The organism is Suipraeoptans intestinalis (assembly GCF_009696485.1).
Taxonomy (GTDB): Bacteria; Bacillota; Clostridia; order Lachnospirales; family Lachnospiraceae; genus Suipraeoptans; species Suipraeoptans intestinalis.
Genome location: NZ_VULY01000018.1, coordinates 1,825,224 through 1,852,080, shown reverse-complemented (window position 1 = coordinate 1,852,080; position 26,857 = coordinate 1,825,224). Strand labels below are relative to the sequence as shown.

Here is a 26,857-nt window from a genome sequence, read left to right as displayed (position 1 = left end):
TCTTTCGTTTTTTTTCGTTTTCCGAAAAATACCCTGATTTTATGCATTCACTGATGAATTATATCACATACCCACTTAAATAGCTAGCCTTGAATTTCGTCCAGACAGAGTATTTTGTTGATCAGACGCTCAAAATCCTCCGCATCCATCTGATAGCTTCCATCCTTCTTTCTTTCCACCGTCAGACGGATCTCTTTCTTCTCCAAAAATTCCTGGTGTTCAAAGGATACTGCCAGCAGCTCGTAGGAACGATTGGCGATATCCCGGAGCAGCTGCTCCTGTATCTCCTCTTCTGTTCCCGTATATTTCCCCTGCGCAGTCTCTTCCGCCAGTTTCAGGGAATCTGTGGTCAGCGCATTTTTAAAGCGGATCATCACATCACTTGGCCGTATTTCCACCCGGACCTCATAGTTTTTCCCCTTTTTTTCAGCCTTGATCACCTCATAGCGCATCGTGGTAAAGATTTTTGACACCAGCTCTTTAAACTCCTCTTCCTTGTAGCCGTCCATGGGAAACTCGCTGCCGATCACTGCCTGGGTAAATCCTGCGACCGCCGTCTGATATCCCTGCATCAGTTCTTCTTTCGTGGCGTCCTTTTCATACCTGCGGATCCCGTCAATATTGCCCTGAAAATTCCAGTCCAGAACCGCCTGCGTATAATGTACCGCATCAAATTTCCTGCCGCACCCTCCGAGAAAGCAGATCAGGACACTGACGCTTATCAGAAGAGCCCTCTTGCATCTGTTTTGTCTGCTTTTATTCATACACGATCCCTTCTGCGATCTCTCCTGCTTTTTCTTCTCCGGCCAGGATCTCTATGATTTTCAGTGCAAATTCTACGGCTCCGCCTGCACTCCGGCCCGTAATGATCTGCCCGTCCACCGCAGTTCTTCCCCCGGTGAGCACCGCTCCCTGCAGCTGCTGCTCTACCAGCGGATAGCAGGTTACACGCTTTCCTCTCAGCAGTCCGAGGCCGGAGAGGATCACAGGAGCCGCACAGATGGCAGCCACATATTTTCCTTCTACCAAAAATCTTTTCACCAGAGTACATACCCCCCTGTGTTCCTGAAGATTGGTCGTTCCGGGCATGCCTCCCGGAAGCACCAGCATATGATATTCCGAAAAATCCGTCTCTTCAAACAGGGTGTCCGCCTGCACACAGATCCCGTGAGATCCCCTGACCGCCTCCTGTGCTTCCACAGAGATGATATCCACATAGATTTCTGCTCTGCGAAGCAGATCCACCACTGTCAAAGCCTCTATCTCTTCAAATCCCTCTGCCAGAAATACGCCGACTTTTTTCATGATGCCCTCCTCTTTTCGTTTTTGATCGCTGTTCCTTGTCAACTGGTATCTTATTGTATTATGATTGTATCATATTCAAAGAAGGATACAACTTTAGAAATCTGCATCCTGCCCTAAAAAGTATCCTGCAAGGCAGGATTCGCCGCCTGCGGCAGTTACTTTTGCATGGCTTTGGTAACCATCTGTTTTTATATTCTGGAGGCTACTATGGAAATTGAACGTAAATTTTTGATCTCATCCATCCCTTTTTCACTGGACGGTTATCCCGTTCGCCTGATCCAGCAGGGATATCTGTGTACGGACCCTGTGATCCGCATCCGCCGCGATGCAGACTCTTATGAACTGACTTATAAATCAAAAGGATTCCTCAGTCGAAGAGAAGAAACACTTCCCTTGACAAAAGACTCCTTTTTTCATCTTCTTTCTAAAGTCGATGGCCGTCTGATCCAGAAAAAGCGCTATCTGATCCCTCTGGATCCTTTTGTGATCGAGCTGGATCTGTTTCAGGGAGATCTGGCGCCTTTAATGCTGGCAGAGGTGGAATTTCCGGATGAATCCGCTGCCAGGGCTTTTCTACCGCCGGACTGGTTTGGACAAGAGGTCACTTATTCCTCTGCTTACCAAAACAGTACTCTCAGCCGGCTTCCCGCCTCTGACAATGGCGCGGGACTTCTGTAACAGAAGTCCTGCCGTTTCCGTCATTTATCGGGAAACCTACCGTTTTCCCTTCTCCCTGTGCAAACGCCGTTTTCCCTCGTATTTATACAGCAAACAAACGCTCGATCAGCCTGTATCCTTCTGACAGGCTGATTCCTGTCTCACTGGCCGTCCTCTCGCCAAAGCCTTCTACTCCCGCCCTTTCTCTTGTACTGTCGTACAGAAGATAGGGAACAGGGTCAGCCGTATGGGTCCTTACTGCAATGGGAGTGGGGTGATCCGGCAGCACCAGGATCCTCACCTCTTCCTTTGCCTCTTCCATTCCTTCCACCAGCAACCGCAATACTCTCTGATCCACATACTCGATGGCTTTCATCTTTTCTTCCACCAGTCCCTGATGCCCCATTTCATCCGGGGCCTCTACATGAATATAGGCAAAATCGTATCCGTCCTTTATCAAAGCATCCAGTGCGGCTTTTGCTTTCCCTTCATAATTGGTGTGAAGTCCGCCGTTGGCTCCCTCCACTGCGGCAACATCCATTCCGGCTCCTGCCGCGATTCCTTTCAAAAGATCCACCGCAGAGATCATGATTCCTTTCTTTCCCGTCTTTTCCAAAAAAGAATCCAGAGAAGGCCTGCTTCCCGCTCCCCAGAACCAAATGGAATTGGCCGGGTTCTTTCCCTGCGCCTTTCTTTTTTGATTGATCGGATGGGAAGAAAGAATATCGTAGCTTTTTTTCATTTTGTCACGAAGCAGCTTTTCCTTTGGCAAAAAGGATCCCACCGTCTGTCCCAGAATATCGTGAGGCGGGATCAGCTCCGTGATGCTGCCCTGCTTCTGGAGGAGCAGATGGCGATAGCTGGTTCCCACATGGAATTCATACCCATCTTCCTCCAGTTCCTTTTTTACCGCTTCTATCAGGATCTTTGCTTCTTCCGTAGAAATCTCTCCGGCACTGTGATCCAGCATCTTGCGGTCTTCATAAGCCGTGGTTTCTTCCGAGAGCGTTACCAGGTTGCATCGCACCGACACATCTGTCTCTTCCATTTCCACACCAATACTAAGCGCTTCCAATGGCGATCTGCCGGTGTAGTAGATCCTGGGATCATACCCCATCACAGACAAATTCGCCGTGTCGCTGCCCGGAGCCATTCCCTGGGGAACCATAGCTGCCAGCCCCACTTCTGCTGTTGCTGCCAGCCGATCCATCGTAGGAGTATGAGAAGCTTCCAACGTGGTCCTGCCTCCTAGTTGCTCAATCGGCCGTCCCGCCATTCCGTCACTTAGCAATACTACGTATTTCATCTTCTCTCTCCTTTCCGCCTGTTTCTTCCTGTCTTTCTATATCATTTCTGCTGTTTCCCGTCTTCGCCTCTCTTAGATCGCCGGTGATTCCTCCACCCGGATCACAGAAAGGATTTCCTGCTCTGCCTCTGCAATGGCCTTTTCAAAATCTTCTTCGGTCATCTCTTTGGTTACAAAGCCTGTTTCCCCGGGGATCCCGGCCGTAACCTCCGTTCCTTCTCCCAGCATTCGTTCCAGATGGTCTTTTGTCATCCCCTCCGTCTTCAGGCGAAGGAAAAATCTGTGTCTGGCCTTTTTTGCTTCCTGAAGGGAGAGCTTCTCCCCGCTCCAGACAGGCATCACACTCTTTGCCGGATGCCTGGCAGCTTCTACAAGATCCGCCACCACTGCGCTGGCCGTAGGCAGCTTTCCTGCTCCTTTTCCATACAGCATCACCTCTCCCACCATGTTGCCGCGGATCAATACAGAATTAAAGACTCCATCCACACTGTAAAGAGGGTGCCCCGCGTCCAGAAGAAACGGCGCCACCTTTACCTGATAGGTTCCGTCTTCTTCTTTTTTCATGATTGCCAGAAGTTTTATGGTTTTTCCCATCTGCTTTGCATATTTCATATCATCTGTGGTGATCCTGGTGATCCCCTCACAGTAGATCTCTTCAAAATCCGCTTTCTTCCCGGATACCAGAGAGGTCAGGATCGCGATCTTCCTGCAGGCGTCGTATCCTTCTACGTCCGCTTCGGGGTTCCGCTCTGCATATCCGTGTTCCTGCGCCTCTGCCAGAACCTCTGCATAGTCCGCTCCGTTCTGGAACATATTTGTCATCATGTAATTGGTCGTTCCATTCAGGATCCCTACGATTTCCGTGACAGCGTCTCCTGTCAGGCAGCCGTGCAGTGTCCGGATCACCGGAATCCCTCCGGCCACACTCCCTTCAAACAGGAACTGTACCTGCCGCTTCTGTGCCAGTGCGATCAACTCGTCCCCGTGCTTTGCCACCAGTTCTTTGTTGGAGGTTACCACACTTTTCCCCGCTTCCAGACAGCGTTTTGCGTAGGTAAATGCCGGTTCGATCCCGCCCATCACCTCTGCTACAATAGAAATTTCAGGATCTGCCAGAATTTTTTCAAAGTCCTGTGTCAGCTTTTCCCAGACGGAACAGTCGGGAATTTCTCTTCTGACCAGAATATATTTTACATCGATCGGCTGGCCGATCCTTTCTTTCAGAAGTTCCCGGTTTGCATGGATCACTTCCACCACGCCCGTTCCTACCGTTCCATATCCTAAAACCGCTACCTTTACCATTCTATCCTCCTGCCGTTTGCCTAACTTTTCAGTCCCTGTTTTAAATATGCGTTCATAAAGCTGTCAATGTTGCCATCCAGCACTGCCGTTACGTTGCTGCTTTCCTCTCCTGTTCTGTGATCCTTGACCAGAGTGTACGGCTGCATCACGTAAGAGCGGATCTGATTTCCAAACCCGATCTCCTTGATCTCCCCACGGATATCCGACACCTTATCTGCCTGCTCCTGTTCTTTTAACAGCTGCAGCTTCACCTTCAGCATCTGCATCGCCTTTTCACGGTTATGATGCTGGGATCGTTCATTCTGGCATTGTACGACGATTCCCGTGGGAAGGTGGGTAATACGTATGGCGGACGACGTCTTATTGACATGCTGTCCCCCTGCTCCGCTGGCCCGGTAAGTGTCGATCTTTAAGTCGTCCTCTCCGATCTCGATATCGATCTCCTCTTCAATGTCTGGCACCACGTCACAGGATGCAAAAGAAGTCTGCCTCTTTCCCGTAGCGTTAAACGGGGAGATCCGGACGAGGCGGTGCACCCCTTTTTCGGATTTTAAATACCCATAAGCGTTTTCTCCCCGGACCTCAAAGGTCACTCCTTTGATCCCTGTAATATCTCCGTCCAGATAGTCCAGAACCTGAAGCGAAAATCCTCTTTTGTCTGCCCATCTGTGATACATCCGGTACAGCATTCCCGCCCAGTCGCAGGACTCCGTCCCTCCGGCTCCCGCATGAAGCGTCACAATGGCGTCACAGCCGTCATACTCCCCGGACAGCAACGTCTGGATGCGGAGTTCTTCAAACGTTGCCTCGAAGGTCTCTATTTCTTCTTTGATCTCTCCCAACAGGGAAACGTCATTTTCCTCCTCTGCCATTTGAAGCAGCACGCCTACATCTTCAAAAGCCGTATAGAGTCCGTCGATCTTCTCCACCTGCTCCTGCAGATATTTCAGCTCTTTCATATGCTTTTGTGATTCTTCCGGATTATCCCAAAATCCCGGTTCCTCCGTTTTCCTCTGCAGCTCTTCTATCCGTTCCTTTTTCCCTTTTGAGTCAAAGTGAATCCCTCATTTCAGAAAGGGGTTCCTCATATGCGTTCATCAATCCTTTGTACTGATCCAACTCAACCACTTTCTCACCTCTTTTCTTTTCCTGTCTGTGTTTTCTTTGTATTTTCGTTTTCATAAGGCCGCCGGAAGCGGCCCTTTTTTACCTTTCGTCCGTTTTACGGACGGTCCGGGCTGCCTCCATGCACTGTTTTTGCCGACTTTTTGCCTGGATTTTAGGCTACCGGATTCCTGCCGCAGCACTGCTTGTATTTCTTCCCACTTCCACAGGGGCATTTATCATTTGGATACACCTTTTTTTCCGCCCGTTTCTTCGGCGCTGCCGCTACGCTGTCATCCTTATTGGTGCCGGTCACTTTCGCAACCTGCTCCCGCTCCACCTTTTTTTCGATCCGCACATGGAACATGGCGCGTACCGTTTCCTCTGCGATGTTTTTCGTCATCTGGTCAAACATTTCATAGCCCATCATCTTGTACTCGATCTTCGGATCTCTGTTGCCGTAGGCCTGAAGTCCGATTCCCTGACGCAGCTGATCCATATCGTCGATATGATCCATCCACTTGGCGTCGATCACCTTCAAAAGGATGACTCTTTCTATTTCACGGATCTGCTCTGCCTCTTCAAACTCTGCCTCCTTGATCTCATAGGCCTTCATGGCACGCTCCTTCAGCAGATGCTTCAGTTCCTTTCGGTTCATCCGCTGTACATCCTCCGGCGTGATCAGCTTCATGGGCACGGTGTTTCTGACTGCCAGATTCAGTTCTGTCAGATCCCAGTCCTCCGTCTCCTGATCGTCTCCGATCACCACGTCCACACTGTTTTCCACATATTCATTCATCATATGGAAAATGGAGTCGCGCATGTTTTCACCGTCCAGCACTCGCCGTCTCTCCTCGTAGATGATCTCTCTTTGTTCGTTCATAACCTGATCATATTCCAGAAGGTTTTTACGAATTCCAAAGTTGTTGCTTTCAATCTTCTGCTGCGCCCGTTCAATGGCGTTGGACAGCATCTTATGCTGGATCTCTTCTCCGTCCTCTACCCCCAGGGTATTGAAGATTCCCATAAGCCGCTCCGATCCAAAGAGCCGCATCAGATCATCTTCCAGAGAGATATAAAACCTGGATTCTCCCGGATCTCCCTGACGTCCGGAACGCCCCCGCAGCTGGTTGTCGATTCGTCTGGATTCGTGACGCTCTGTACCGATGATCTTAAGACCTCCGGCCTCTCTTGCCTCTTCATCCAGCTTGATATCCGTTCCACGACCCGCCATGTTGGTGGCAATGGTCACTGCCCCATGCACACCTGCCTGCGCCACGATCTCCGCTTCCATTTCGTGAAACTTGGCATTCAGCACGTTGTGACGGATCCCTCTCTTTTTCAGCATCTGGCTCAGTAGCTCCGAGTTTTCAATTGTGATCGTACCTACCAGCACCGGCTGCTGCCGCACATGCGCCTCTTCAATCGCATCACACACCGCCCGGAACTTTTCTTTCTGTGTCTTGTAAACGGCGTCCTCCAGGTCCTTCCTCTGCACCGGGACATTGGTCGGTATCTCGATTACATCCATTCCATAAATCTCACGGAACTCTTTTTCTTCTGTCAGCGCCGTACCTGTCATACCGGATTTTTTCTCGAACTTGTTAAACAGGTTCTGGAAGGTAATGGTTGCCAGTGTCTTACTCTCTCTTCTTACTTTTACTTTTTCCTTTGCTTCAATGGCCTGATGCAGACCGTCAGAATAGCGCCGTCCCGGCATGATACGTCCGGTAAATTCATCTACGATCAGGACTTCCTCATCCTTTACCACATAATCCTGATCCTTGAACATCAGGTTATGTGCCCGAAGCGCCAGGATAATATTGTGCTGGATCTCCAGATTTTCCGGATCCGCCAGGTTTTCGATGTGGAAAAACTTCTCCACCTTTTTTACTCCGTCTTCTGTCAGGTTGATGTTCTTTTCTTTTTCGTTGACGATAAAATCGCCGGTTTCTTCGATGTCTTCGCCCATGATGGCGTTCATTTTGCTGAACTCTCCGCTGGCTTCTCCCTTTTCCAACTGCTTCGCCAGAATATCGCAGGCTTCATACAGCTTGGTGGATTTTCCGCTTTGCCCGGAAATGATCAAGGGTGTCCTGGCTTCATCGATCAGGACAGAGTCCACCTCGTCGATGATGGCAAACTTCAGTCCCCTTTGCACCAGCTGTTCTTTATAAATGACCATATTGTCTCTCAGGTAGTCAAATCCCAGTTCATTGTTGGTCACATAGGTAATATCGCAGTTGTAAGCCGCTCTTCTTTCATCATTATCCATACTGTTGAGGATCACGCCCACCGTCAGACCCAGAAATTCATGGACTCTTCCCATCCACTCCGCATCACGCTTCGCCAGATAGTCATTGACTGTCACGATGTGCACTCCTTCCCCTGTCAGGGCGTTCAGATATGCCGGAAGTGTGGAAACCAGCGTCTTTCCTTCTCCGGTACGCATCTCCGAAATCCGGCCCTGATGAAGGATCACACCACCGATCAGCTGCACCCTGTAATGGCGCATCCCAAGGGAACGCACTGCCGCCTCTCTCACCACCGCATACGCTTCCGGCAAAATGTCATCCAGCGCCTCTCCTTCTTTCAGCCTGTTTTTAAACTCCGCCGTTTTCCCACGAAGCTCTTCATCTGTCAGCTTCTGCATTTCCGGCTCCAGGGCTTCTATTGTATCAATAATCGGATAAATCCTCTTTAGTTCGTGTTCACTGTGGGTGCCGAACAATTTCTGCATGAGTCCCATAACTATTTACTCCTTCTTTTTACTCGTTGAAAAATGGTTCTACTACGTTCCCCATTTTAGCACTTAACCCGCACAAGTTCAACTGAAAATACGGATGGAGCAGCCCCTGCCAAAATCGCTTCTAAGGCTTCTGCCTTTATAGCGCCTCTCACGGCAGGAAGCAGACGCTTCGTTTCATAAAAAACACGGCTGCACAAGAACTCTTCCTGTACAGCCGTCTCTTTTACCTCCAAGATAACGCAACACGCACTTTTATAGGATATATTGTCTTCTGAAAGGCCGCCGGAAGCCATGCTCCGCAGACAGGCTGTTTACAAAACCTGCTCTTTGATGCAGCCGTTACGGTAAGCCTCCAGGAGCCGTTCCAGATCCGCCAGCTGCTCCCGCAGCTCCTTGCCGGTATCGGTATCACTGACCAGCTTCCGCTTCAGCACCCGCTTGACTACTACACTGTCCGAATGGATGTCGCTTTCTTTTTCAATGGCAGCCTCTGTGGACTCAAAGGATTCATGAGCTGCCAGGATCAGTCCATAAGAATTATAGATCAGCGTATAGCCTGCGATCCCCGTCTCTTTCTGGTAAGCCTTGGAAAATCCCCCGTCGATCACCAGCACCTTTCCGTTACACTTAATGGGGCTTTCTCCGTTCTTCGTCTTCACCGGAACGTGCCCGTTTATGATGTGGGCTCCTTCGGAAGGCAATCCGAATTCCTTTAAAATCCCATTTATGACAGCCTCGTCCTCCAACAGCTTGTAATATGCATTTTTCTTTTCTTTGTGGGTTTCTTTCTCCGCCAAAAAATAACGCTCGAAGGTAGCCATTTTATCCTTGCCAAAGAGAGGAGAATTTTCACTGAGCCAGATATACCACATCATATCCTTTCCCTTCTCTTTCTCCTCCTCGTCCACTGCGTAGAATCCTTTCCGCACATAATGCTCCAGAATTTCATACAGTTCTTTTCCTTTACAGGTGTGTCCGTAGATGTCTACTACTTTCAAGCTTCCATCCTCCTCCAGTGGAACACAGCCATGGTAAAGAAGATTGTTGTTGTACACCTTATACAGGCTTCCTTTTCCCAGAAGGAAACGCATATGCTCCTGTAGCTTTTCACAGTTTAAAAACGCCTTTTCCAAGCGTTCCATAATATCTTCTTCCTCTTTTGTCAGAGCGTAAGGCTGTCTGGGATCTATGGTAGGAAAGTAACTGTCCAAAAGGTTGTACACCTGCCCATCCAGGCAGATGGTTCCCTGTTCATAGTCAATACAGTGCAGCAGATTCCTCTTCTCCATGCCAAATTCCGGGCGGTTTTGAATAATCTCTCCTTCCACCTTAAACTGTATGATGGAAATCGCCTTGTGCATCTTGAGATCCATCAGCATTTCCTGCGGATTTTCACTGGAACTCCCCTTCAGCTGGAAGCAGTCACAGGGATCCTCTCCATAGGTGTGTAGTGCGAAAGTAGCAAGCGGAAGAAGATTGATCCCATAACCTTCTTCCAGAATGTCCAGATTGCCATATCTGGCACAGATGCGGATCACGTTGGCGATGCACCCTCTCTGCCCTGCCGCCGCTCCCATCCACAGCACATCATGATTGCCCCACTGAATGTCTACCGAATGATGCCGGATCAGCTTGTCCACGATCACATGGGGACCCGGGCCTCTGTCATAGATGTCCCCTACAATGTGCAGGTGGTCCACTGTCAGCCTCTGGATCAGCTCACACAGTGCAATGATAAACGGCTCTGCTCTGTTGATCCTGATAATGGTATCTACAATGGCATTGTAATAGGATTCCTTATCTCCCATTTCTGCCTTTTCCGTCATCAGTTCTTCGATCACATAGGCAAAGTCTGACGGCAGCGCCTTTCTGACCTTGGAGCGCGTATATTTCCCCGCCGCACACTTGCACACCTCGATCAACTGATAGAGGGTCTTCTTGTACCATCCCTCCATGTCGTCTTCCTCTTTTCGTATCCTGTCCATCTTTTCTTTCGGATAATAAATAAGAGTAGCAAAAGATTGTTTTTCCTTGCTACTCATCCTATTTCCGAAGACATCATCAATTTTTCGGCGCACTGCACCTGAGCCATTCTTCAACACGTGTGAGAATGCCTCGTATTCTCCGTGAATATCGGTAAGAAAGTGCTCTGTCCCCTTTGGCAGGTTCAGAATCGCCTGGAGATTGATCATCTCCGTTGATGCCTTGGCGATGGTTGGATACAACTGAGAAAGTCTTTCTAAATACCTTAGTTCTAACTCTTTCATAACATCCTCCCATATGAATGATTTATGTATACATTCTGCACTCAGAACTGTATCACATCCGACATATCATACCGTCCCGCCGGCTTTCCGGCAAGAAACTTGGCGGCCTCTACTGCTCCTTTTCCAAACACCGATTTGGAGTAGGCTGTATGAGAAAAGGTCAATACCTCATCACATCCCGCAAAGATCGCATCATGTTCCCCTACAATGGTGCCTCCGCGAACTGCCACGATCCCGATCTCTCCCTCTCCTCTTTCCTTTCTCACAGTGCTTCTGTCATACACATACGTATATTCTCCGGAAAGAGAGGCCTTCATCGAATCTGCCAGAGCGAGCGCCGTTCCGCTGGGCGCATCCAGTTTCTTTTTGTGATGCTTTTCCACGATCTCCATGTCAAATCCCGCCGGTGCCAGAACAGACGCCGCTTCCTTCAAAAGCTTTTGTAGTAGATTGATTCCCAAAGACATGTTTGCTGATCTGAGAACCGCAATCTCTTTTGCAGCCTGCTCCGCCCGCTCCAGCTGCTCCTGTGACAGTCCGGTCGTACAAAGGACTACCGGAAGTTTTCGTTCTCTACAGACTTCCAGCAACCCGTCAACAGCCTGCGCGTTGGAAAAATCGATCACCACGTCTCCTTCTATGTCACACTCTGCCATAGAAGCAAACACCGGAAAATCCGAAAGCATTTCCCCGGTTCTGTCTACTCCTGCTACCACCTGCATCATCGGTTCTTCCCGCACAAGAGCTTCCACAACACATCCCATTTTTCCATTGCTTCCGTGCAATATGACTTTGATCATATCTTCCTCCTATTTCTATTTCTGTATCTGTATTCCGAATTCCCGCATCGCTTTCGCCAGCTTCTCAGTCTGCTCCGGTGGCAGTTCGGTCAATGGCATACGAAGCGGCCCGCACTCCCAGCCCATAAGATTCATGGCTTTCTTTACCGGTATGGGGTTGACCTGACAGAACAGCTGATCGATCAGCGGCAGCGCCTTCAGTTGAAGGGCCGCGCTTTCCTTCACTTTTCCCTGAAAAAACAGTTCACAGATATCATGTGTCTCCTGCGGCGCCACATTCGCCAAAACGGAGATAACTCCTTTTCCACCCAGAGACAGAAGCGGAACGATCTGGTCGTCATTGCCGGAATACAGGTCAATCTTCCCATCTGTCAAAGACATGATCTTCGCTACCTGGGAAATATTGCCGGAAGCTTCCTTCACTCCCACAATATTGTCCACATCTCTTACCAAATTGGCAATGGTAGTCGCTTCAATGTTGATCCCGGTCCTCCCGGCAACGTTGTAGAGGATAACAGGTGCTTTGGCTTCCCTGGCAACAGCGGTAAAATGCGCTTCCAGCCCCTTCTGGGTCGCCTTGTTGTAATAGGGGCTGATCAGAAGCAGTCCGTCCACTCCATACTCCACGGCTTCTCTGGACATGTCGATCGCCGTTCTGGTGGCATTGGAACCTGTGCCGGCGATCACCGGAATCCTGCCCCGGACTCTCTCTACGGCAAACTTTACCACCTGCATATGCTCTTCTTCACTCAACGTGGGGGATTCTCCTGTTGTGCCGCAGATGATGATGCTGTCTGTCCCATTTTCGCAATGAAAATCGATCAGCTGATCCAGCTTTTCGTAATGAATGGTTTCATCCTCAAAAAACGGTGTTACGATCGCCACTCCGGACCCTTCAAAAATAGCCATATTCTTCCTCCTTCTCCTGTTGCCGTCTGCCAAATTTCTTAGGGAAATTCTAACACTATTCCCAGGTACTGTCAAACCTTACAAATGCATGTTATCGCACTTCGTACCTCTTACAAGGATCGCTGTCTGCTATCAGTTATTCTGTCAGCTATTTACGAAATTCTGTTGCATGCTTCCGCATCCAAAGCGGTATGTGATTTCTCTGACACGCCTTATTTTCTCTTTGGGCGATAGTGATCGCTCCAAAAAACGTCTTCCAAAGCTCCTGGTACACATCTTTTTGCTGTTCCGTTTTTTGCAGGGACAGCCACTCCTCTTCCTCCAGCATCCGCAGATAATAGCTTTGATTCCTGGGATGCACCAGGGCAAGTCGTCTGTGATCGTCTATGATCATCCAGTCTTCTGACGGCATCCGGTCTCTAAAGTGGCTTCCTAGAAGAGGGAGCACGTGATTTTTAGGTTCCAGGTGGCTGACCAGAACCCGGCCAATGGCATCAAACCGGGTAAATTCCCGCCAGTAATGCACTTCATTTCCTACTCTGCGCCGTATTTCCATCAGCTTCATCACACAGGGCTCTGTCAGCATAGAAGTGACCTTTTCTCCCACACCAAACCCCAACTGCAGAAACAAATAGATATCATCCAACACATCCTCTTCTGAAAGTGTTGCGTAATATACTGTAATATAAGCATTGTCAGATATTTTTCTCCGAATGGAGCGCGCCACCTTTTCCGCCTTCTTTCTGTCCGGCTCCACGTGTACATATTCATCAAATAAAGTCATCTGACGGATAGGCTCTCGTTTCAACGCAACTTTTTCCTTTCCGTTTTGAAGACTCCACTCCCATGCATGGTAGATACCGGTCATCATTCCTTCAAACCCATTTTCACAGGTAAATATTTTCATATTTCCTCTCACTTCCTTCTCCTGCCGACCAGACTTTTCCGGATTCTGTGGTTCTGATTTTTCTTATCTTAGATGGAAGTCATCAAACAAGGACAGTTGTTTTTCGGAGCCGGTGTAGGACAACTGCCAGTTTTCCTTTTCGTTCAGACAGATCATCTGGTTCCGGATGAAGGACTCTTCCAGAGAGATTTTGTACATCATCCTGCCCTGGCAGGTAAGAAAATAGTGTGCCCGCTTCAAAACCACTCCCATTTTCCTCAGGTCCTGGAAAGACAATTTTCCGTATCTTCTGCCCTGTATGATCCGTCTTGCAGACTTGGGGCCGATCCCCGGAATCCGAAGCAGGAGATGTAAGGGCGCCGTCTGCACCTCCACCGGAAACTCTCCCAGATTTCGGATCGCCCAGTCACATTTGGGGTCTATCTGCGGATGAAAATCCGGATGCTGCGGAGATAACAGTTCCTGTGCCTGAAATCCATAAAACCGAAGCAGCCAGTCAGCCTGATAGAGTCTGTGCTCCCGTAAAAGCGGCGGCGGTGTGCCCGGCGCCGGAAGCGCAGTATCCTCATTGACCGGAATATAGGCAGAATAAAATACCCGCTTCAGATCATAAGACTGATACAGCCTCTGTGTTGTCAAAAGCAGGTGATAGTCGCTTTCTCCCGACGCCCCTATGATCATCTGTGTGCTTTGTCCGGCAGGCGCAAACGTCCTGCTGCGTCCGGCACTTCCTTTTATCTTCGGAAACAGCTTTTCACTTTCTCTCAACAAGTTTCCTGTCTTTCGTTTTTCTTCCCCTTCTGCCTTTCCCCTTTTGTTCGCCCATGTTTCCCGTCCTTCTGCCCTCCGGTCGCTTTGGTTCTTATCCTTCTCTTCCTTCCCGTAATCTCCCGGTAAAGCCTCTATTCTTTGTTTCTCTTTTCCCTCGATCGTCACTTGCTCTCTCTGTCGGAAAATATTTTCCGGAAGCTGCGTATTCAGCCTGCTCCTCTCCAAAGAAGGATTTTGTCCCGCTTCCAGGCGGTATGCCGCAATGGTATGGCTCAGCTTTGCCATCGGCCGCAAAATGGTCTGAAAACTTTTGTGAGGTGCCAGCTGACGTAAGCTCTCGGCAGTGGGCAGCTCCAGATTGACGCTGACACGGTCTGCCAGACATCCCGCCTGTGCCAGCAGTTCATCCGAAGCTCCCGGAATCGCTTTCACGTGGACATACCCGTTGAAGCGATACTCTGTCCGGAGAAGGCGGAGAGCCTCGCACATCTGCTCCATGGTATGGTCGGGACTTTTCATAACTCCCGAACTTAAAAATAAGCCCTCTATATAGTTGCGCCGGTAAAATTCTATGGTGAGATCGCAGATCTCCCGCGGGGTGAATGCAGCACGGGGAACATCATTGGAGCAGCGGTTGACACAGTACTTGCAGTCAAACACACAGTGGTTTGTCAGCAAAATCTTTAACAGAGAAATACAGCGTCCATCTGCCGAAAAACTGTGGCAGATACCGCATGCCTCCGCATTTCCCAGGCTCCCTTCCTTTCCTTTGCGCTTTACACCGCTGGATGTGCAGGCCACATCATACTTTGCCGCATCCGCTAAAATATGCAATTTTTCCTGAATGGTGGATCCTCTCTCTATCTCTAACATGATTTTATTGTACAAACATTTGTTCGATTTGTAAAGTGTTGACCCCATCTTTTTTCACAAAATCATATTTTTTTACAGCTTCCTCTTTCTCAGACTTGGTTTTTCAAAAGCTGCTGTTTTTTCTTTGAAATTGTCATTGATAAATCATTGACAATTTCTTGCAAAAGGCGTACACTGTCTGTAATTGATAATTTTTTAACTATTAAGAGGAGGGTTTACTATGACCAGATTTACCTTACCAAGAGATGTATACCATGGAAAAGACGCTTTGGAAGTGCTAAAGACCTTTGACGGAACCAGGGCAATGGTCTGTGTTGGCGGTGGCTCTATGAAAAAATTCGGCTTTCTTGACAAAGTATCTGATTATTTGAAAGAGGCGGGCATGGAAGTTCAGATTTTTGATGGGATCGAGCCGGATCCCTCTGTCGAAACGGTTATGAAAGGCGCTGCTGCCATGCTGGCGTTCCAGCCGGACTGGATCGTTGCTATCGGCGGAGGTTCTCCTATCGACGCAGCAAAGGCTATGTGGATCAAGTACGAATATCCGGACATCACCTTCGAGGATATGTGCAAGGTGTTCGGCATTCCAAAACTCCGTAAAAAAGCGAGCTTCTGTGCTATTTCCTCCACTTCCGGCACCGCTACGGAAGTAACCGCCTTTTCTATCATCACAGATTATGAAAAAGGCATCAAGTATCCGATTGCAGACTACGAGATTACGCCGGATGTGGCCATCGTAGATCCGGAGCTGGCGCATACTATGCCGAAAAAGCTGATCGCACACACAGGTATGGACGCTATGACTCACGCTATTGAAGCCTATGTTTCCACAGCCAACTCGGATTACACGGATCCTCTTGCTCTTCATGCGATCTCCATGATCAAGGAGCATCTGATTCCGTCCTACAATGGTGATCTGGAAAGCCGCAACCGTATGCATAATGCACAGTGCCTGGCTGGGATGGCTTTCACCAATGCACTGCTTGGTATCGTGCACTCCATGGCTCATAAAACGGGAGCTGCCTTTGATGATTTTCATGCTCACATCATCCATGGCGCCGCCAATGCCATGTATCTCCCCAAAGTAATCGCATACAATGCAAAGGATCCTGCAGCTGCAAAGCGTTATGCCGCCATCGCAGACCATATCCACCTTGGCGGAGATTCTGTAGAAGAAAAAATACAGCTTTTGATCGACTTTCTCCGCGGCATGAATAAAGAATTAAATATTCCGCTTTGTATCAAACAGTACGGAGCCGATTCTTATCCTTGTGAGGAAGGCTTTGTCCCGGAAAAGGTATTTTTGGAGAGACTGCCGGAAATCGCAGTCAATGCCATTGCAGATGCCTGCACCGGCTCCAATCCTCGTCAGCCTTCTCCGGAAGAAATGGAAAAGCTTCTGAAGTGCTGTTACTATGACACAGAAGTAGATTTTTAAGAAGACAACAAAACGTTTCATCGTTTAAACCTCCCAGAGGGAGTGTCGCAGAATCCCTGCCTCGTCAGGATAGGGAGCGGTACTCCCTCTCGTTTTGTCTGCAATAACGCCGTCATAAAATCGCTACCAGTTTGCATAAGCTGGCAGCGATTTTATTTTTTTACAAAAAGATTGCATCAGCAAAGCATTTCATCTTTCCTTCAGTAACTTTCCCTCTATGCCACAGGTATTGATATACAATTTTTCGTACGAAGACGAAGCACAATACCTTTATACAATAAAATTCAGAACACAAGCAATTAGTGCTAACAGAGATCCAATAATGGTTATACTCTGTTTACTGTCAAGTAATCGTTGGCAAATCTCTCATTCAGATTAACTAATACTCACTGAAACCCACTGAAGTGAGCTCTGAGCGTCAGGACGCACTATATTTTCTGGTTGCTCTCGTCTTTTGCGGGTAGTTTCCACCCGTCCGTTCTGTATCAAAAACCTGCCATTGAAAGCAGCTTTCTTCGAGCTCCCCTTGTTTCCGTATCAAGTCCAACTACATGTCCTGTAACAAGATGGATGTATCCTGTTTTTGCACATCTAAATGTCCCAATACAAAAAAGTTTTGATATGCAATAAGTTTTTACGGATTGATAGTAAAAACCTTTGATATTTCTGGATTTTTTCGATATACTAAGGATAAGGAGGCGAGTGATATGATTATCCGATCAAACTATATGAATATGCTGAAAACCTATCGGGATGTTCCGCTTGTGAAGATATTAGCGGGAATCCGGCGCTGCGGCAAATCCACAATTTTAGATATGCTGCGGGAGGATCTGCTGGAAAGTGGGATTGCCGCAGACCATATTATCAGTATGCGATATACGTCGGAGGATTTTAATGATGGCATGACCGACAAAGATATGTATGACGGTATAAAGGGGCAAATGACCGGCGAAGGGCGTTACTACCTTTTGCTAGATGAGGTACAAGAAATCGACGATTGGGAAAAAGCGGTCAATAGTCTGTTGGAGAATGCAAACACCGATATTTATGTGACCGGCTCCAATTCCAAGCTGATGTCCAGCGAAATATCAACCTACTTGACGGGGCGATACATTTCCATTCCGGTATATACGTTATCTTTTACTGAGTATTTGGAATTCAAAAAATCAGATTCCCGTTCTCCAAAGGAATTGTTAAACGAATATCTTCGGTTGGGCGGTTTTCCCATTGTGGCACTGAGCAACTTTGACGAACGCTCTGTCTATCAGATCGTGGAGGGTATTTATAACTCTGTTATTACGAACGATATTACAAAACGGCACAACATTACGAATTTTGATTTATTTAACCGTGTTGTAAAGTATATCGTGGAAAATGTGGGCAAAACCTTTTCAGCCAATGCCATTGCGAAGTTTCTCAAGAGCGAGGGGCGTTCCCTGTCGGTGGAGGCGGTTTATAACTATCTGACCTGGCTGGAAAAAGCGTTTGTGATCTATCGTTGCCAACGGTATGATTTGCAGGGAAAATCTGTACTGAAAACCCAGGAAAAATTCTATCTGGCAGATGCGTCCTTAAAATACTGTATCATGGGATTTAATCCAAAGTCCATCGCGGCTATGCTAGAGAACATCGTATATTTTGAGCTGCGGCGTCGAGGTTATGAAGTCTATATTGGAAAGAACGAAACGAAGGAAATTGATTTTGTGGCGATGCAGCGAGATGAACGCATCTATGTACAGGTATGCCGCAGGCTGCCGGAGGAATCTGACCGGGAAATCGCTAATCTCCTTGAAATCAAAGATCACTACCCTAAATATGTTGTGACATTGGACGAATTGGCCACAGGGAATGTCAACGGGGTAAAAATCGTACACTTGGCGGATTTTTTGCTTAGTGCTGAATGTTGAAACAATACGAGGCAGTGTTTTTTAGGATGACAAAAAATGCAAGCAAAAAAGGAAACAGACGCTGATGTTCTTATGGATGAAAAAACTGGACAGGATGCTGGACAAGAGGGAAGAAAGAACCTTAACTGTCCATAATATTTGGCAGTTATTAAAAGAAATGTTTTCTGTATAACAGGTGGCTTATTTTTGTCTGTGACGCAACCAAAAATCGACCCTCATAAATTTTCCACTTGTTGACACCGATTTTAATTGCAAATAGCAACAGATGATGACACATGACAGCAGAACTTTTGGGCAAGAAAAAACCCTGGAAACTGTTGATTTTCCAGGGTTTTTTAAGTCTTCCAAGTCTCGATTAACGCTTGCTGAACTGTGGAGCACGTCTCGCTGCCTTGAGACCGTATTTCTTACGTTCTTTCATTCTCGGATCACGTGTCAGATAGCCTGCTTTTTTCAGTACAGGTCTGTAATCTCCGTCTGCCTGAAGCAAAGCTCTTGCGATACCGTGACGGATCGCACCTGCCTGTCCTGTGTATCCGCCGCCCTTTACATTGACGATCACATCAAACTTGCCTTCTGTCTCTGTTGCTGTCAACGGCTGACGAACTACAACCTTCAATGTTTCTAATCCAAGATATTCATCAATGCTTCTCTTGTTAATTGTAATATTTCCAGTTCCCGGTACTAAATATACTCTTGCAACTGATTTTTTTCTTCTTCCTGTTCCGTAAAATCTTGCGTTAGCCACTGTAATATCCTCCCTTCAACCTTTTCCTTAAAATTTCAACTCTTCTGGTTTCTGCGCCTGCTGTGCATGCTCTGCTCCCGCATATACATGAAGCTTCTTTATCATCGCTCTTCCCAAAGGTCCTTTTGGAAGCATACCCTTCACTGCCAATTCAATTACCTTTTCCGGCTTCTTTGCCATCATCTCTGCCAATGTAGTCTCTTTCATTCCTCCCACATAGTCTGAGTGATGATAGTAGATCTTCTGGTTCAGTTTCTTTCCTGTTACCTGGATCTTTTCAGCATTTACTACGATCACGTAATCACCTGTGTCTACGTGCGGGGTAAATTCCGGTTTGTTTTTTCCTCTAAGCACTTTTGCTACTTCCGATGCCAAGCGTCCTAATGTATGTCCCGTAGCGTCCACTACATACCATTTTCTTTCAATCTTATCTGGATTTGCCATATAAGTTTTCATTGGTGTACCTCCTGTGAATCATTCATGTTTTCTAATCCATACTTATTGAAATCAGCAAGACTCCGGGGCTTTGGCTTCGTGCTGTTTCCTATTTCGTCATACCGATTCAGTATATTATAGGATTTGTTCATTGTCAAGATTTTTGCAGATTTTCTTTATACATTTTCCGTAGATTTCTTTGCATATCCCCTCACTTTACAGAGATTTTTTCTGCCTCGTCTCTCCGGTACACGCAAAAAGGGAGCCCTGCTCAAAAGCCTGACTCCCTGATGTCCTCTTATTTTTCAACTTTCCATCCGGCCGCTTCCAGCGCCTTTTTCGTTTCTTTTACAGACAATTTCTCTGCTTTGCTGTCTGTCACTGGCAGAAGCCCCGCCTTGATAACTGCCTGCAACGTGTCCTTATCTGTCGGAATCACGATCTTCTCTACGATCTCGCCGTCCTTCTGCTCCAGAGAATATTCAATTCCCTTAATCTCTGCATAGCTGCTCTTTGCCTGTTCGGAAGCTGTCAGTACCATCTGGATCTGTTCTTCCGTCAGGTTTGCTGTTGAAATCACAGAATCCTGTGTGATCCTTGTTACCGTATCCCCTTTTGCATCCAGAGTCATGGTTGTTTTCAGGGCTTCCTGTTCCATGGTCAGAACGGCTACTCCCTTTTCTTCTTTTACTTTTGCTCCACACGCAGCCAGGCCCAATGCAAGGCAAACCACTGCTACAATACTTACGATTTTTTTCATATTTTTCCTCCTACCTGTTTGGGTATCCCCCCAACATTCTATATCTTTTATATTATACAAGAAATCTAATGATTCTTCAAGAAAAAATTTACCTTCGTACCTTCCGCCCATATCTTGCGATTTTCTTTGCGAAATCGTTATGCCAAAACGATTCTTCGGAAGTTCTTCTTACCTCTTTTCAGGACAAATCCCTCTCCCTTCAGTTCTTCCACCGAAAAGGTCCGGTAGATATCTTCCACCTTTTCTCCGTCAACAGATACTCCCCCCTGCTGCACAGCCCTTCTGGCTTCTGACTTTGACGGTACCAGTCCGCTTTTTACAAGGATCGTCAGAATATCCGCTTTCCCTTCTGACAGATCTTCTGCTGTCAGCTCTGTTTTGGGCATGTCGGCGGCCGCCCCCTGGCTAAACAGGGCTTTTGCTGCCTCCTGCGCTTTTTTTGCCTCTTCTTCCCCATGCACCAGCTTTGTCAGCTCAAAGGCAAGGATTTCTTTTGCCTCGTTCAGTCTTGCTCCCTCCCAGGTCTCCATCTGGCGGATCTCTTCCAAGGGAAGGAAGGTCAGCATTCGGATACATTTCAATACATCTGCATCCGCCACATTCCTCCAGTACTGGTAAAACTCAAAGGGAGAAGTCTTATTGGGATCCAGCCATACGGCACCGCTCTGGGTCTTGCCCATTTTCTTTCCTTCTGAATTCAGTAAAAGCGTGATAGTCATAGCTGCCGCATTCTTTCCCAGCTTCCGGCGGATCAATTCCGTCCCTCCCAGCATATTGCTCCACTGGTCGTCTCCTCCAAATTGGAGATTACATCCGTAATCACAAAACAGTCTGTAAAAATCATAGCTCTGCATGATCATGTAGTTAAACTCCAGGAAGCTTAACCCTTTTTCCATTCTCTGCTTGTAGCATTCCGCCGTCAGCATCCGGTTTACAGAAAAATGAGGCCCCACCTCTCTCAGCATTTCCACATAATTCAGGTCCAAAAGCCAGTCGGCATTGTTGACCATGAGTGCTTTTCCCTCGGAAAAGTCAATGAATTTACTCATCTGCTCTTTAAAACAGTTGCAGTTGTGTTCGATGATCTCCGGCGTCATCATGCTTCTCATATCGGTACGTCCCGACGGATCTCCGATATAGCCGGTTCCGCCTCCGATCAGGGCGATCGGCTTATTCCCTGCCTCCTGCAGCCGTTTCATCAAACAAAGCGCCATAAAATGCCCTACGTGAAGACTGTCTGCCGTCGGGTCAAAGCCAATATAAAAAGTAGCTTTCCCTGCATTGACCAGCTCTCTGATTTCTTCTTCATCCGTTACCTGTGCGATCAGTCCTCGTTCCTGTAATTCTTCATAAATACCCATGTTTTTCCTCCTCTATCCTTTTCCCTTTTTTGTTTCTTCGTTTTCCTGTTTCTCTTTTTCGGCTCTTCCTGTGTTCTCCCTGGGCATAAGTTTTTTCAGGCTTTCTGCCCTTCCATCTGTTCTGGCGCCAAGCCGACTTCCGACAGTTTCTTTTTTCACCAAAAATCCCGCCTCGCAGAACGCTCCGCCTGCGGCAAAACGTTTTGTGCATATTTTCATATCAGTGCAGCAGGATCCTGCCGGAGCATCCTTTATTTCACGAAACACAACTTTCTGTAAAATAAAAAAACGTCCCTATCCGAAGATAAGGACGAGAAACTCCCGTGGTACCACCTTTATTCGCCGACAAAGCCGGCCTCATGGACGCATAATATCAGTCCCACATGATAACGCATGTCTGCGCTGCAGCCTACTGTACTTCGGTGCAGGGCTCCAAGATGTATTCACAAAACCGTCCTTCCCGCGCCTCTCACCGGCCGGCAGCTCTCTGTTGGGGTGTCAGCTTTGCTACTTGTTCTCTTCTTCGCCTGTGTCTTTTACTGTTTTAGAAATGGTAGCCGATTTGTTTCCTTTTGTCAAGCGGTTTCGTTTGCTACAGATCCATCCGGCAGACAGAAGGATCAGGATGATTGCCAGTACCTGAGACACTGCAATGTCTGTGCCCGGCCATCTCAGCTGGTCTGTCCGCAGCCCCTCGATCCAGACCCTTCCGGCACCATATCCCAGCAGATAGAAAAGGAAGATTTCTCCGTCAAATCTTTTTTTTCTACTATACCAGAGTAAACACAAAAGAAGCAGCAGACACCAGCAGGATTCGTAAAAAAATGTAGGGTGCACCTGAATAAAGGAAATTCCGTCTGCCTCCGTAAGGTGTCGGCGCATCATCTCCGTCACATCACCGCTCCTTACCGCTGCAAGAGGAAGCCGCATGGCAAACAGGTTGTTCGTGTATTCCCCAAATGCTTCTCTGTTAAAAAAATTCCCCCAACGTCCGATCATCTGCCCTGCGGCAAGTCCCGGAGCCACCAGATCCAAAAGAATGAAGGGGGACAGTTTTTTGATCCGGCTATACACAAAAATAGTCAGTACCGCCCCTATGATCCCGCCATAGATGGCCAGTCCCCCCTGGCGGATATTCAGGATGCTCAAAAGATCTCCCTTATAGTCCTCCCAGGAAAACGCCACATAATAGATCCTCGCTCCCACAATGGAACAGATCACTCCATAGACAGCCAGATCGTAGATCATCTCCGGATCCTGCCCGGATCGCTTTGCTTCTCTTACGGCAATCAGGATCCCTGCAAAAATCCCGATTCCGATCAGGATTCCGTAATAAGCGATCTCAAATCCTCTGATGGAAATGTGGCTGCCCACCGATTTCAGCAAAATCCCCAGATTGGGAAATGCAATACTGTTTTCCATATATTCCAACCTCTGTCTTTCTTCTTTCTATATCGCAACTACAGACGGGATCTCCGGTCCCTTGCTTTGCATCATCTGCAGGCAGGATGAAAGCTTCAGCGCCTTCCTCTGTCGGGGTTACGATACAGACCGGACACTTCGGGTTTCCCTCTGCCGGCTTTTCTACACATTAAAGCGGAACAGCATAATGTCTCCGTCTTTCACAACGTACTCTTTCCCCTCCAGGCGGACCAGCCCTTTCTCCTTGGCTGCCGCATAGGTTCCCGATGCCATCAGATCTTCGTAAGAAACCACCTCTGCACGGATGAATCCTCTCTCAAAATCCGAATGGATCTTTCCGGCCGCCTGAGGAGCCTTCATCCCCTTCGTGATCGTCCATGCCCGTACTTCCGGCTCTCCTGCCGTCAGGTAGCTGATCAATCCCAAAAGGCGGTAGCTTGCCTGGATCAGCTTTTCCAGTCCGGAAGCCTCCAGTCCCAGATCCTCCAGGAACATCTTTTTCTCTTCTTCGTCCAGCTCGGCAATCTCCTGCTCGATCTGCGCACATACCACAAACACCTCACTGTGCTCTGTCTTTGCATATTCCCGCACTGCCTGGACTTTCTCGTTGCCATTTCCATCATCCGCCAGTTCTTCCTCGGAGACGTTGGCTGCGTAGATCACCGGCTTTCCTGTCAACAGGTTATAACTGGAAAACCAGGATTCTTCCTCCTCATCCTCAAAACCGGAAAACGTCTTGGCCATCTGGTTTTCCTCCAGATGTGCTTTTATCTTCTCCAAAAGCGCCAGCTCTTTGGCTGCCCCCTTGTCGTTTCTTGCCGACTTGGCAGTCTTTGCGATCCTTCGCTCCAGAATCTCCAGATCCGAAAAAAGCAGCTCCAGATTGATGGTCTCAATATCCCGGAGCGGCTGAACGCTTCCGTCTACATGGACAATATTGTCATCCTCAAAACAGCGGACCACATGTACGATGGCGTCCACCTCCCGGATGTTTGCCAGAAACTGGTTCCCCAGTCCTTCTCCTTTGGACGCTCCCTTCACCAGCCCTGCAATATCCACAAATTCAATTGCGGCAGGAACAATCTTTTTGGTGTGATACATCTCCCCCAAAACCTCCAGACGTTCATCCGGAACGGTTACCACCCCTACATTCGGATCTATGGTACAAAAAGGATAGTTGGCAGATTCCGCACCCGCCTTCGTCAGAGAATTAAACAACGTGCTTTTTCCCACATTTGGCAGTCCTACGATTCCTAATTTCATTTTTGTATTTACCTGTCCGAAAATCCTTGATTTACCGAGATTTTCGCCTTTCTATATATTTTTATTGCACCCTTTTTACACCCTTTTTGTAACTGGTGGCGTAATCTGCTGAAATTGGCGTGCTGCATTTACCAGTGATTCATGTGTAAGCATATGCATGTCTGTCGAACCCCTTTTGTCTTTTAGAAAAAGTCCAATACGACAACGTATTATAACATAGCGACTCTGTTTTTACAATCTATCTGGAGTGTTCATACAAAAATAGCACCTGCCATATTTCAGGCAGATGCCACTGATTTTAAAATTCCAAATTATCGGCATTTCGGAGAAACTACTTCATCCCCATGATCACATATCCCTCCTCATTTCTCCAAGGCTTTTCCGTTCCGGCAACAATAACTATCTTTTCGAATGAATCCCAAATATGCCTCAAAGAATTATTCCTGCCAAAGGTTTTTTGTGTAAGAGCGATTATGAGGCTGTTTTTCGTTTACTTTAATGCCCTGCCATCCCTGAAAGCATTTCCCACCTTTGAACCGATTCCAAAGTAAGCATTTCCAAAGGGATCAAAACTGATCGGCCTCACTTTTGTAATGTCTACGGTGCCATCGGTAACTACGCTCTCATCCGCAGAAACATTTATAATCTCCCCAATAAGAATACCGTCCTCAAAGCTTTTTACCTTACATTCCATAGCAAGCGGAAGCTCATCGATCAGAGGCGCATCTACAAACACGCTCTTTGTTGCATGGAAACCGGCTTTCGCAAACTTATCGGGTTCTTTTCTTCCAGACTCCAAGCCAACGTAATCGCAAGGCACTACCTGATCTTCCGTAGCCATGCTGACAGTGAACGCTTTCGTTGCTTTCAGATTATCCGTAGTCTTATGATCCGAAAGACTGATAGTAACCTCCTTGAAATCAGTGGTAATTCCCCATGCCGCATTCATGGCATTCGGCACCCCATTCTCATCATAGGTTCCGATAATCAGCACCGGCTGTGGGTACATAAGTGGTTTTGCTCCAAAATCAACTCTGCTCATTTCCAGTTCCTCCTATCATCTTATAAAGTGTGTTGACCGCCAGAAAGGCTCTATACTTTTGCTGTAAGTCATTCTCCTTTTCTGCTAACATTATTATTTCCTTAAAAATTGCTTCTCCGATTCCGGAGTATCCGTGCTTGCATATCTTTCAACCTTCATATGGAGATCGTATTTTTTTCTTAGCTCTGCTATCGTCTGTATCATAGGCGAAGCATGATGCAAATCTATTGCTTCCTGACTTGCCCATGCATCGATCAAGAGCACGGTCTCCGGATCGTTCATGGGAAGGAAATAGTTATAGCGTATATTCTTTCCCATATGCTTTTTATTTACAAGGAAGCTCTGAAAATATCTGCAATATCTTTCTCAAGAAGCGGAACCCACGCATTTTCAAGGCCTTCGTTTTCTGCTACATGATGAGCCATCTCATCTATACGGCTTTCATCAATTCCTACTTCCTTTAAATGCATAGGAATATTGATAGATGCAAAGAACTGATATGTTGCGTCAATCGCCTGCTCTGCAATAGCAAACTTGTCCTGATTTGAATCGATTCCAAATACGTTAACACCGTATTTTACAAAGCGTCCTACCGTCTTTTCACTTAGGATATGCTGCATCCATCTCGGTGTGATGATTGCAAGTCCCTCCCCATGCGTGATGTCATAGTAAGCTGAAAGAGCATGCTCCATTCCATGGCAGGGCCATCCTGACTGACTGTTGCCAAGAGAATAGATTCTGTTGCATCCATATGTGCAGCAAAGCATCATCTCTGCTCTCGCAGTATAATCCTCAGGATTTTCCAGACACTTCTTCGTATTTGCCATAAGGCTTTTTAAAGCGGCTTCCATAAATCCATCATTAAGAAATGTCGAATCCTCACAGAAGTACTGCTCCATGATATGATTCATGGCATCAGCACAGCCTGCAGCCGTCTGCTTCTTTGATACTGTAAATGTATATGTAGGGTCAAGGAAAGAAACTGCCGGATAAAGAAGCGGATCTATATATCCAATCTTGTCGTTGGTTTCGGTTCTTGAAATGACTCCGCCCGGGTCATATTCACTTCCTGTGGCTGCAAGTGTAATAATATCAACGATCGGAAGCGCCGCCTGAGCCTTTGCCTTATAGGAAATCAAATCCCACGGATCGCCATCATACTTTGCTCCGGCCGCTATAGCCTTGGAGCAGTCCAGCACACTTCCTCCGCCAACGGAAAGGATGACATCCACGTCATTTTCCTTGCAAAGCTTAACCCCCTCAAGTACACTTGGATCATACTTGGGATTCGGCTGAATCCCTGAAAGCTCAACCATCTCAAAATCCTTGAGAAGTTCCTTTACCTTATCATAAAGTCCCAGCTTCTTGATGCTTCCACCACCATAAGTAAAAAGAATCTTTTTCCCATACTGGCTCATAACTTCAGGAAGTTTTTCTACAACTCCCTGCCCAAAAATCAATCTGGTTGGCGTACAATAATCAAAATTTTGCATATGTGTTCCTCCTTCAACTCTAATATGATTTGCTCTGT

General features: G+C 47.4%; 24 protein-coding genes, 1 pseudogene and 1 other annotated feature. Of the genes and pseudogenes, 3 read left to right on the top strand and 22 right to left on the bottom strand.

The features are described 5' to 3' along the window. Window positions 1-83: 83 nt before the first annotated feature. Together FYJ34_RS09340 and FYJ34_RS09335 are read right to left on the bottom strand one after the other, a co-directional pair. The gene (locus FYJ34_RS09340) at window positions 84-764 is read right to left on the bottom strand and encodes a hypothetical protein (protein WP_154478117.1); all 681 of its coding nucleotides are present in this window, start codon (window positions 762-764) and stop codon (window positions 84-86) included. Then, a complete protein-coding gene (locus FYJ34_RS09335) occupies window positions 757-1,305 on the bottom strand; it encodes a DJ-1 family glyoxalase III (protein ID WP_154478115.1) in 549 nt (182 codons plus the stop codon). The genes FYJ34_RS09340 and FYJ34_RS09335 overlap by 8 nt, the downstream gene beginning before the upstream one ends. 207 nt (window positions 1,306-1,512) lie before the next feature. Between FYJ34_RS09335 and FYJ34_RS09330 the strand changes: the two genes are divergently transcribed. Next, a complete protein-coding gene (locus tag FYJ34_RS09330; RefSeq protein ID WP_154478113.1) occupies window positions 1,513-1,983 on the top strand; it encodes a CYTH domain-containing protein in 471 nt (156 codons plus the stop codon). Window positions 1,984-2,065: 82 nt separating this feature from the next. Here the strand turns inward: FYJ34_RS09330 and FYJ34_RS09325 are convergent, their stop codons facing one another. The 9 genes from FYJ34_RS09325 to FYJ34_RS09285 form a co-directional block, all read right to left on the bottom strand. Then, window positions 2,066-3,268, bottom strand: coding sequence for a cofactor-independent phosphoglycerate mutase (locus FYJ34_RS09325; RefSeq protein ID WP_154478111.1), 1,203 nt, complete (start codon window positions 3,266-3,268; stop codon window positions 2,066-2,068). Between the two features lie 72 nt (window positions 3,269-3,340). Next, on the bottom strand, window positions 3,341-4,570 hold the full coding sequence (locus FYJ34_RS09320; protein ID WP_154478109.1) for a homoserine dehydrogenase: 1,230 nt from the start codon (window positions 4,568-4,570) through the stop codon (window positions 3,341-3,343). Window positions 4,571-4,590: 20 nt separating this feature from the next. Next, a protein-coding gene (gene prfB / locus FYJ34_RS09315; RefSeq protein ID WP_276958537.1) for a peptide chain release factor 2 occupies window positions 4,591-5,698 on the bottom strand; the annotation gives its coding sequence in 2 pieces (ribosomal slippage) (window positions 4,591-5,622 and window positions 5,624-5,698; 1,107 coding nt in all). A 151-nt stretch (window positions 5,699-5,849) separates the two neighbouring features. Then, window positions 5,850-8,423: a preprotein translocase subunit SecA gene (gene secA / locus FYJ34_RS09310; RefSeq protein ID WP_154478105.1), complete on the bottom strand. Its 2,574-nt coding sequence runs from the start codon at window positions 8,421-8,423 to the stop codon at window positions 5,850-5,852. Between the two features lie 311 nt (window positions 8,424-8,734). Continuing rightward, the gene (locus FYJ34_RS09305) at window positions 8,735-10,690 is read right to left on the bottom strand and encodes a fructose-1,6-bisphosphatase (RefSeq protein ID WP_154478104.1); all 1,956 of its coding nucleotides are present in this window, start codon (window positions 10,688-10,690) and stop codon (window positions 8,735-8,737) included. Window positions 10,691-10,731: 41 nt separating this feature from the next. Next, window positions 10,732-11,490, bottom strand: coding sequence for a 4-hydroxy-tetrahydrodipicolinate reductase (gene dapB / locus FYJ34_RS09300; protein ID WP_154478102.1), 759 nt, complete (start codon window positions 11,488-11,490; stop codon window positions 10,732-10,734). A 15-nt stretch (window positions 11,491-11,505) separates the two neighbouring features. Further along, complete coding sequence (gene dapA / locus FYJ34_RS09295) at window positions 11,506-12,399, bottom strand: 4-hydroxy-tetrahydrodipicolinate synthase (protein WP_154478100.1); 894 nt, start codon at window positions 12,397-12,399, stop codon at window positions 11,506-11,508. Between the two features lie 148 nt (window positions 12,400-12,547). Continuing rightward, the gene (locus tag FYJ34_RS09290) at window positions 12,548-13,318 is read right to left on the bottom strand and encodes a TIGR03915 family putative DNA repair protein (protein WP_330582570.1); all 771 of its coding nucleotides are present in this window, start codon (window positions 13,316-13,318) and stop codon (window positions 12,548-12,550) included. Between the two features lie 51 nt (window positions 13,319-13,369). Continuing rightward, window positions 13,370-14,950 carry a putative DNA modification/repair radical SAM protein gene (locus FYJ34_RS09285; RefSeq protein ID WP_154478098.1) on the bottom strand — a complete coding sequence of 527 codons (1,581 nt, stop codon included), beginning with the start codon at window positions 14,948-14,950 and terminating at the stop codon, window positions 13,370-13,372. Window positions 14,951-15,170: 220 nt separating this feature from the next. Here FYJ34_RS09285 and FYJ34_RS09280 point away from each other — a divergent pair, with 220 nt between their 5' ends. Then, a complete protein-coding gene (locus FYJ34_RS09280) occupies window positions 15,171-16,388 on the top strand; it encodes an iron-containing alcohol dehydrogenase (protein ID WP_154478097.1) in 1,218 nt (405 codons plus the stop codon). A gap of 707 nt (window positions 16,389-17,095) precedes the next feature. After that, entirely contained in the window at window positions 17,096-18,295 is a 1,200-nt protein-coding gene (locus tag FYJ34_RS09275; RefSeq protein ID WP_154478095.1) for an ATP-binding protein, read from the top strand. Window positions 18,296-18,650: 355 nt separating this feature from the next. On the opposite strand, the gene rpsI is transcribed toward FYJ34_RS09275, so the two are convergent. The 11 genes and pseudogenes from rpsI to FYJ34_RS09220 form a co-directional block, all read right to left on the bottom strand. Beyond that, entirely contained in the window at window positions 18,651-19,043 is a 393-nt protein-coding gene (rpsI, locus tag FYJ34_RS09270) for a 30S ribosomal protein S9 (protein WP_276959021.1), read from the bottom strand. A gap of 27 nt (window positions 19,044-19,070) precedes the next feature. Beyond that, complete coding sequence (gene rplM / locus FYJ34_RS09265) at window positions 19,071-19,499, bottom strand: 50S ribosomal protein L13 (RefSeq protein WP_154478093.1); 429 nt, start codon at window positions 19,497-19,499, stop codon at window positions 19,071-19,073. A gap of 277 nt (window positions 19,500-19,776) precedes the next feature. Further along, a complete protein-coding gene (locus FYJ34_RS09260) occupies window positions 19,777-20,238 on the bottom strand; it encodes a DUF1307 domain-containing protein (protein ID WP_173017091.1) in 462 nt (153 codons plus the stop codon). 137 nt (window positions 20,239-20,375) lie between these two features. Next, window positions 20,376-21,599, bottom strand: coding sequence for a tyrosine--tRNA ligase (gene tyrS / locus FYJ34_RS09255; RefSeq protein WP_154478090.1), 1,224 nt, complete (start codon window positions 21,597-21,599; stop codon window positions 20,376-20,378). Between the two features lie 12 nt (window positions 21,600-21,611). Continuing rightward, window positions 21,612-21,758 (bottom strand): hypothetical protein, encoded by a 147-nt coding sequence (locus tag FYJ34_RS09250; RefSeq protein ID WP_154478088.1) that lies wholly within the window; start codon window positions 21,756-21,758, stop codon window positions 21,612-21,614. Between the two features lie 144 nt (window positions 21,759-21,902). After that, window positions 21,903-22,132 (bottom strand) — a binding site (T-box leader). Then, window positions 22,107-23,021, bottom strand: coding sequence for a prolipoprotein diacylglyceryl transferase (gene lgt / locus FYJ34_RS09245; RefSeq protein WP_154478086.1), 915 nt, complete (start codon window positions 23,019-23,021; stop codon window positions 22,107-22,109). Its footprint overlaps the feature before it by 26 nt. Window positions 23,022-23,183: 162 nt before the next feature. Next, entirely contained in the window at window positions 23,184-24,284 is a 1,101-nt protein-coding gene (gene ychF / locus FYJ34_RS09240) for a redox-regulated ATPase YchF (RefSeq protein ID WP_154478084.1), read from the bottom strand. Window positions 24,285-24,615: 331 nt separating this feature from the next. Further along, a pseudogene (locus FYJ34_RS15165) lies at window positions 24,616-24,723 on the bottom strand (ATP-binding protein); the annotation flags it as partial. Between the two features lie 51 nt (window positions 24,724-24,774). After that, the gene (locus FYJ34_RS09230) at window positions 24,775-25,326 is read right to left on the bottom strand and encodes a flavin reductase family protein (RefSeq protein ID WP_154478083.1); all 552 of its coding nucleotides are present in this window, start codon (window positions 25,324-25,326) and stop codon (window positions 24,775-24,777) included. 93 nt (window positions 25,327-25,419) lie between these two features. Next, window positions 25,420-25,644, bottom strand: coding sequence for a putative quinol monooxygenase (locus FYJ34_RS09225; protein WP_154478081.1), 225 nt, complete (start codon window positions 25,642-25,644; stop codon window positions 25,420-25,422). A gap of 11 nt (window positions 25,645-25,655) precedes the next feature. Further along, on the bottom strand, window positions 25,656-26,819 hold the full coding sequence (locus tag FYJ34_RS09220; protein WP_154478079.1) for an iron-containing alcohol dehydrogenase: 1,164 nt from the start codon (window positions 26,817-26,819) through the stop codon (window positions 25,656-25,658). Between the last annotated feature and the right edge of the window lie 38 nt (window positions 26,820-26,857).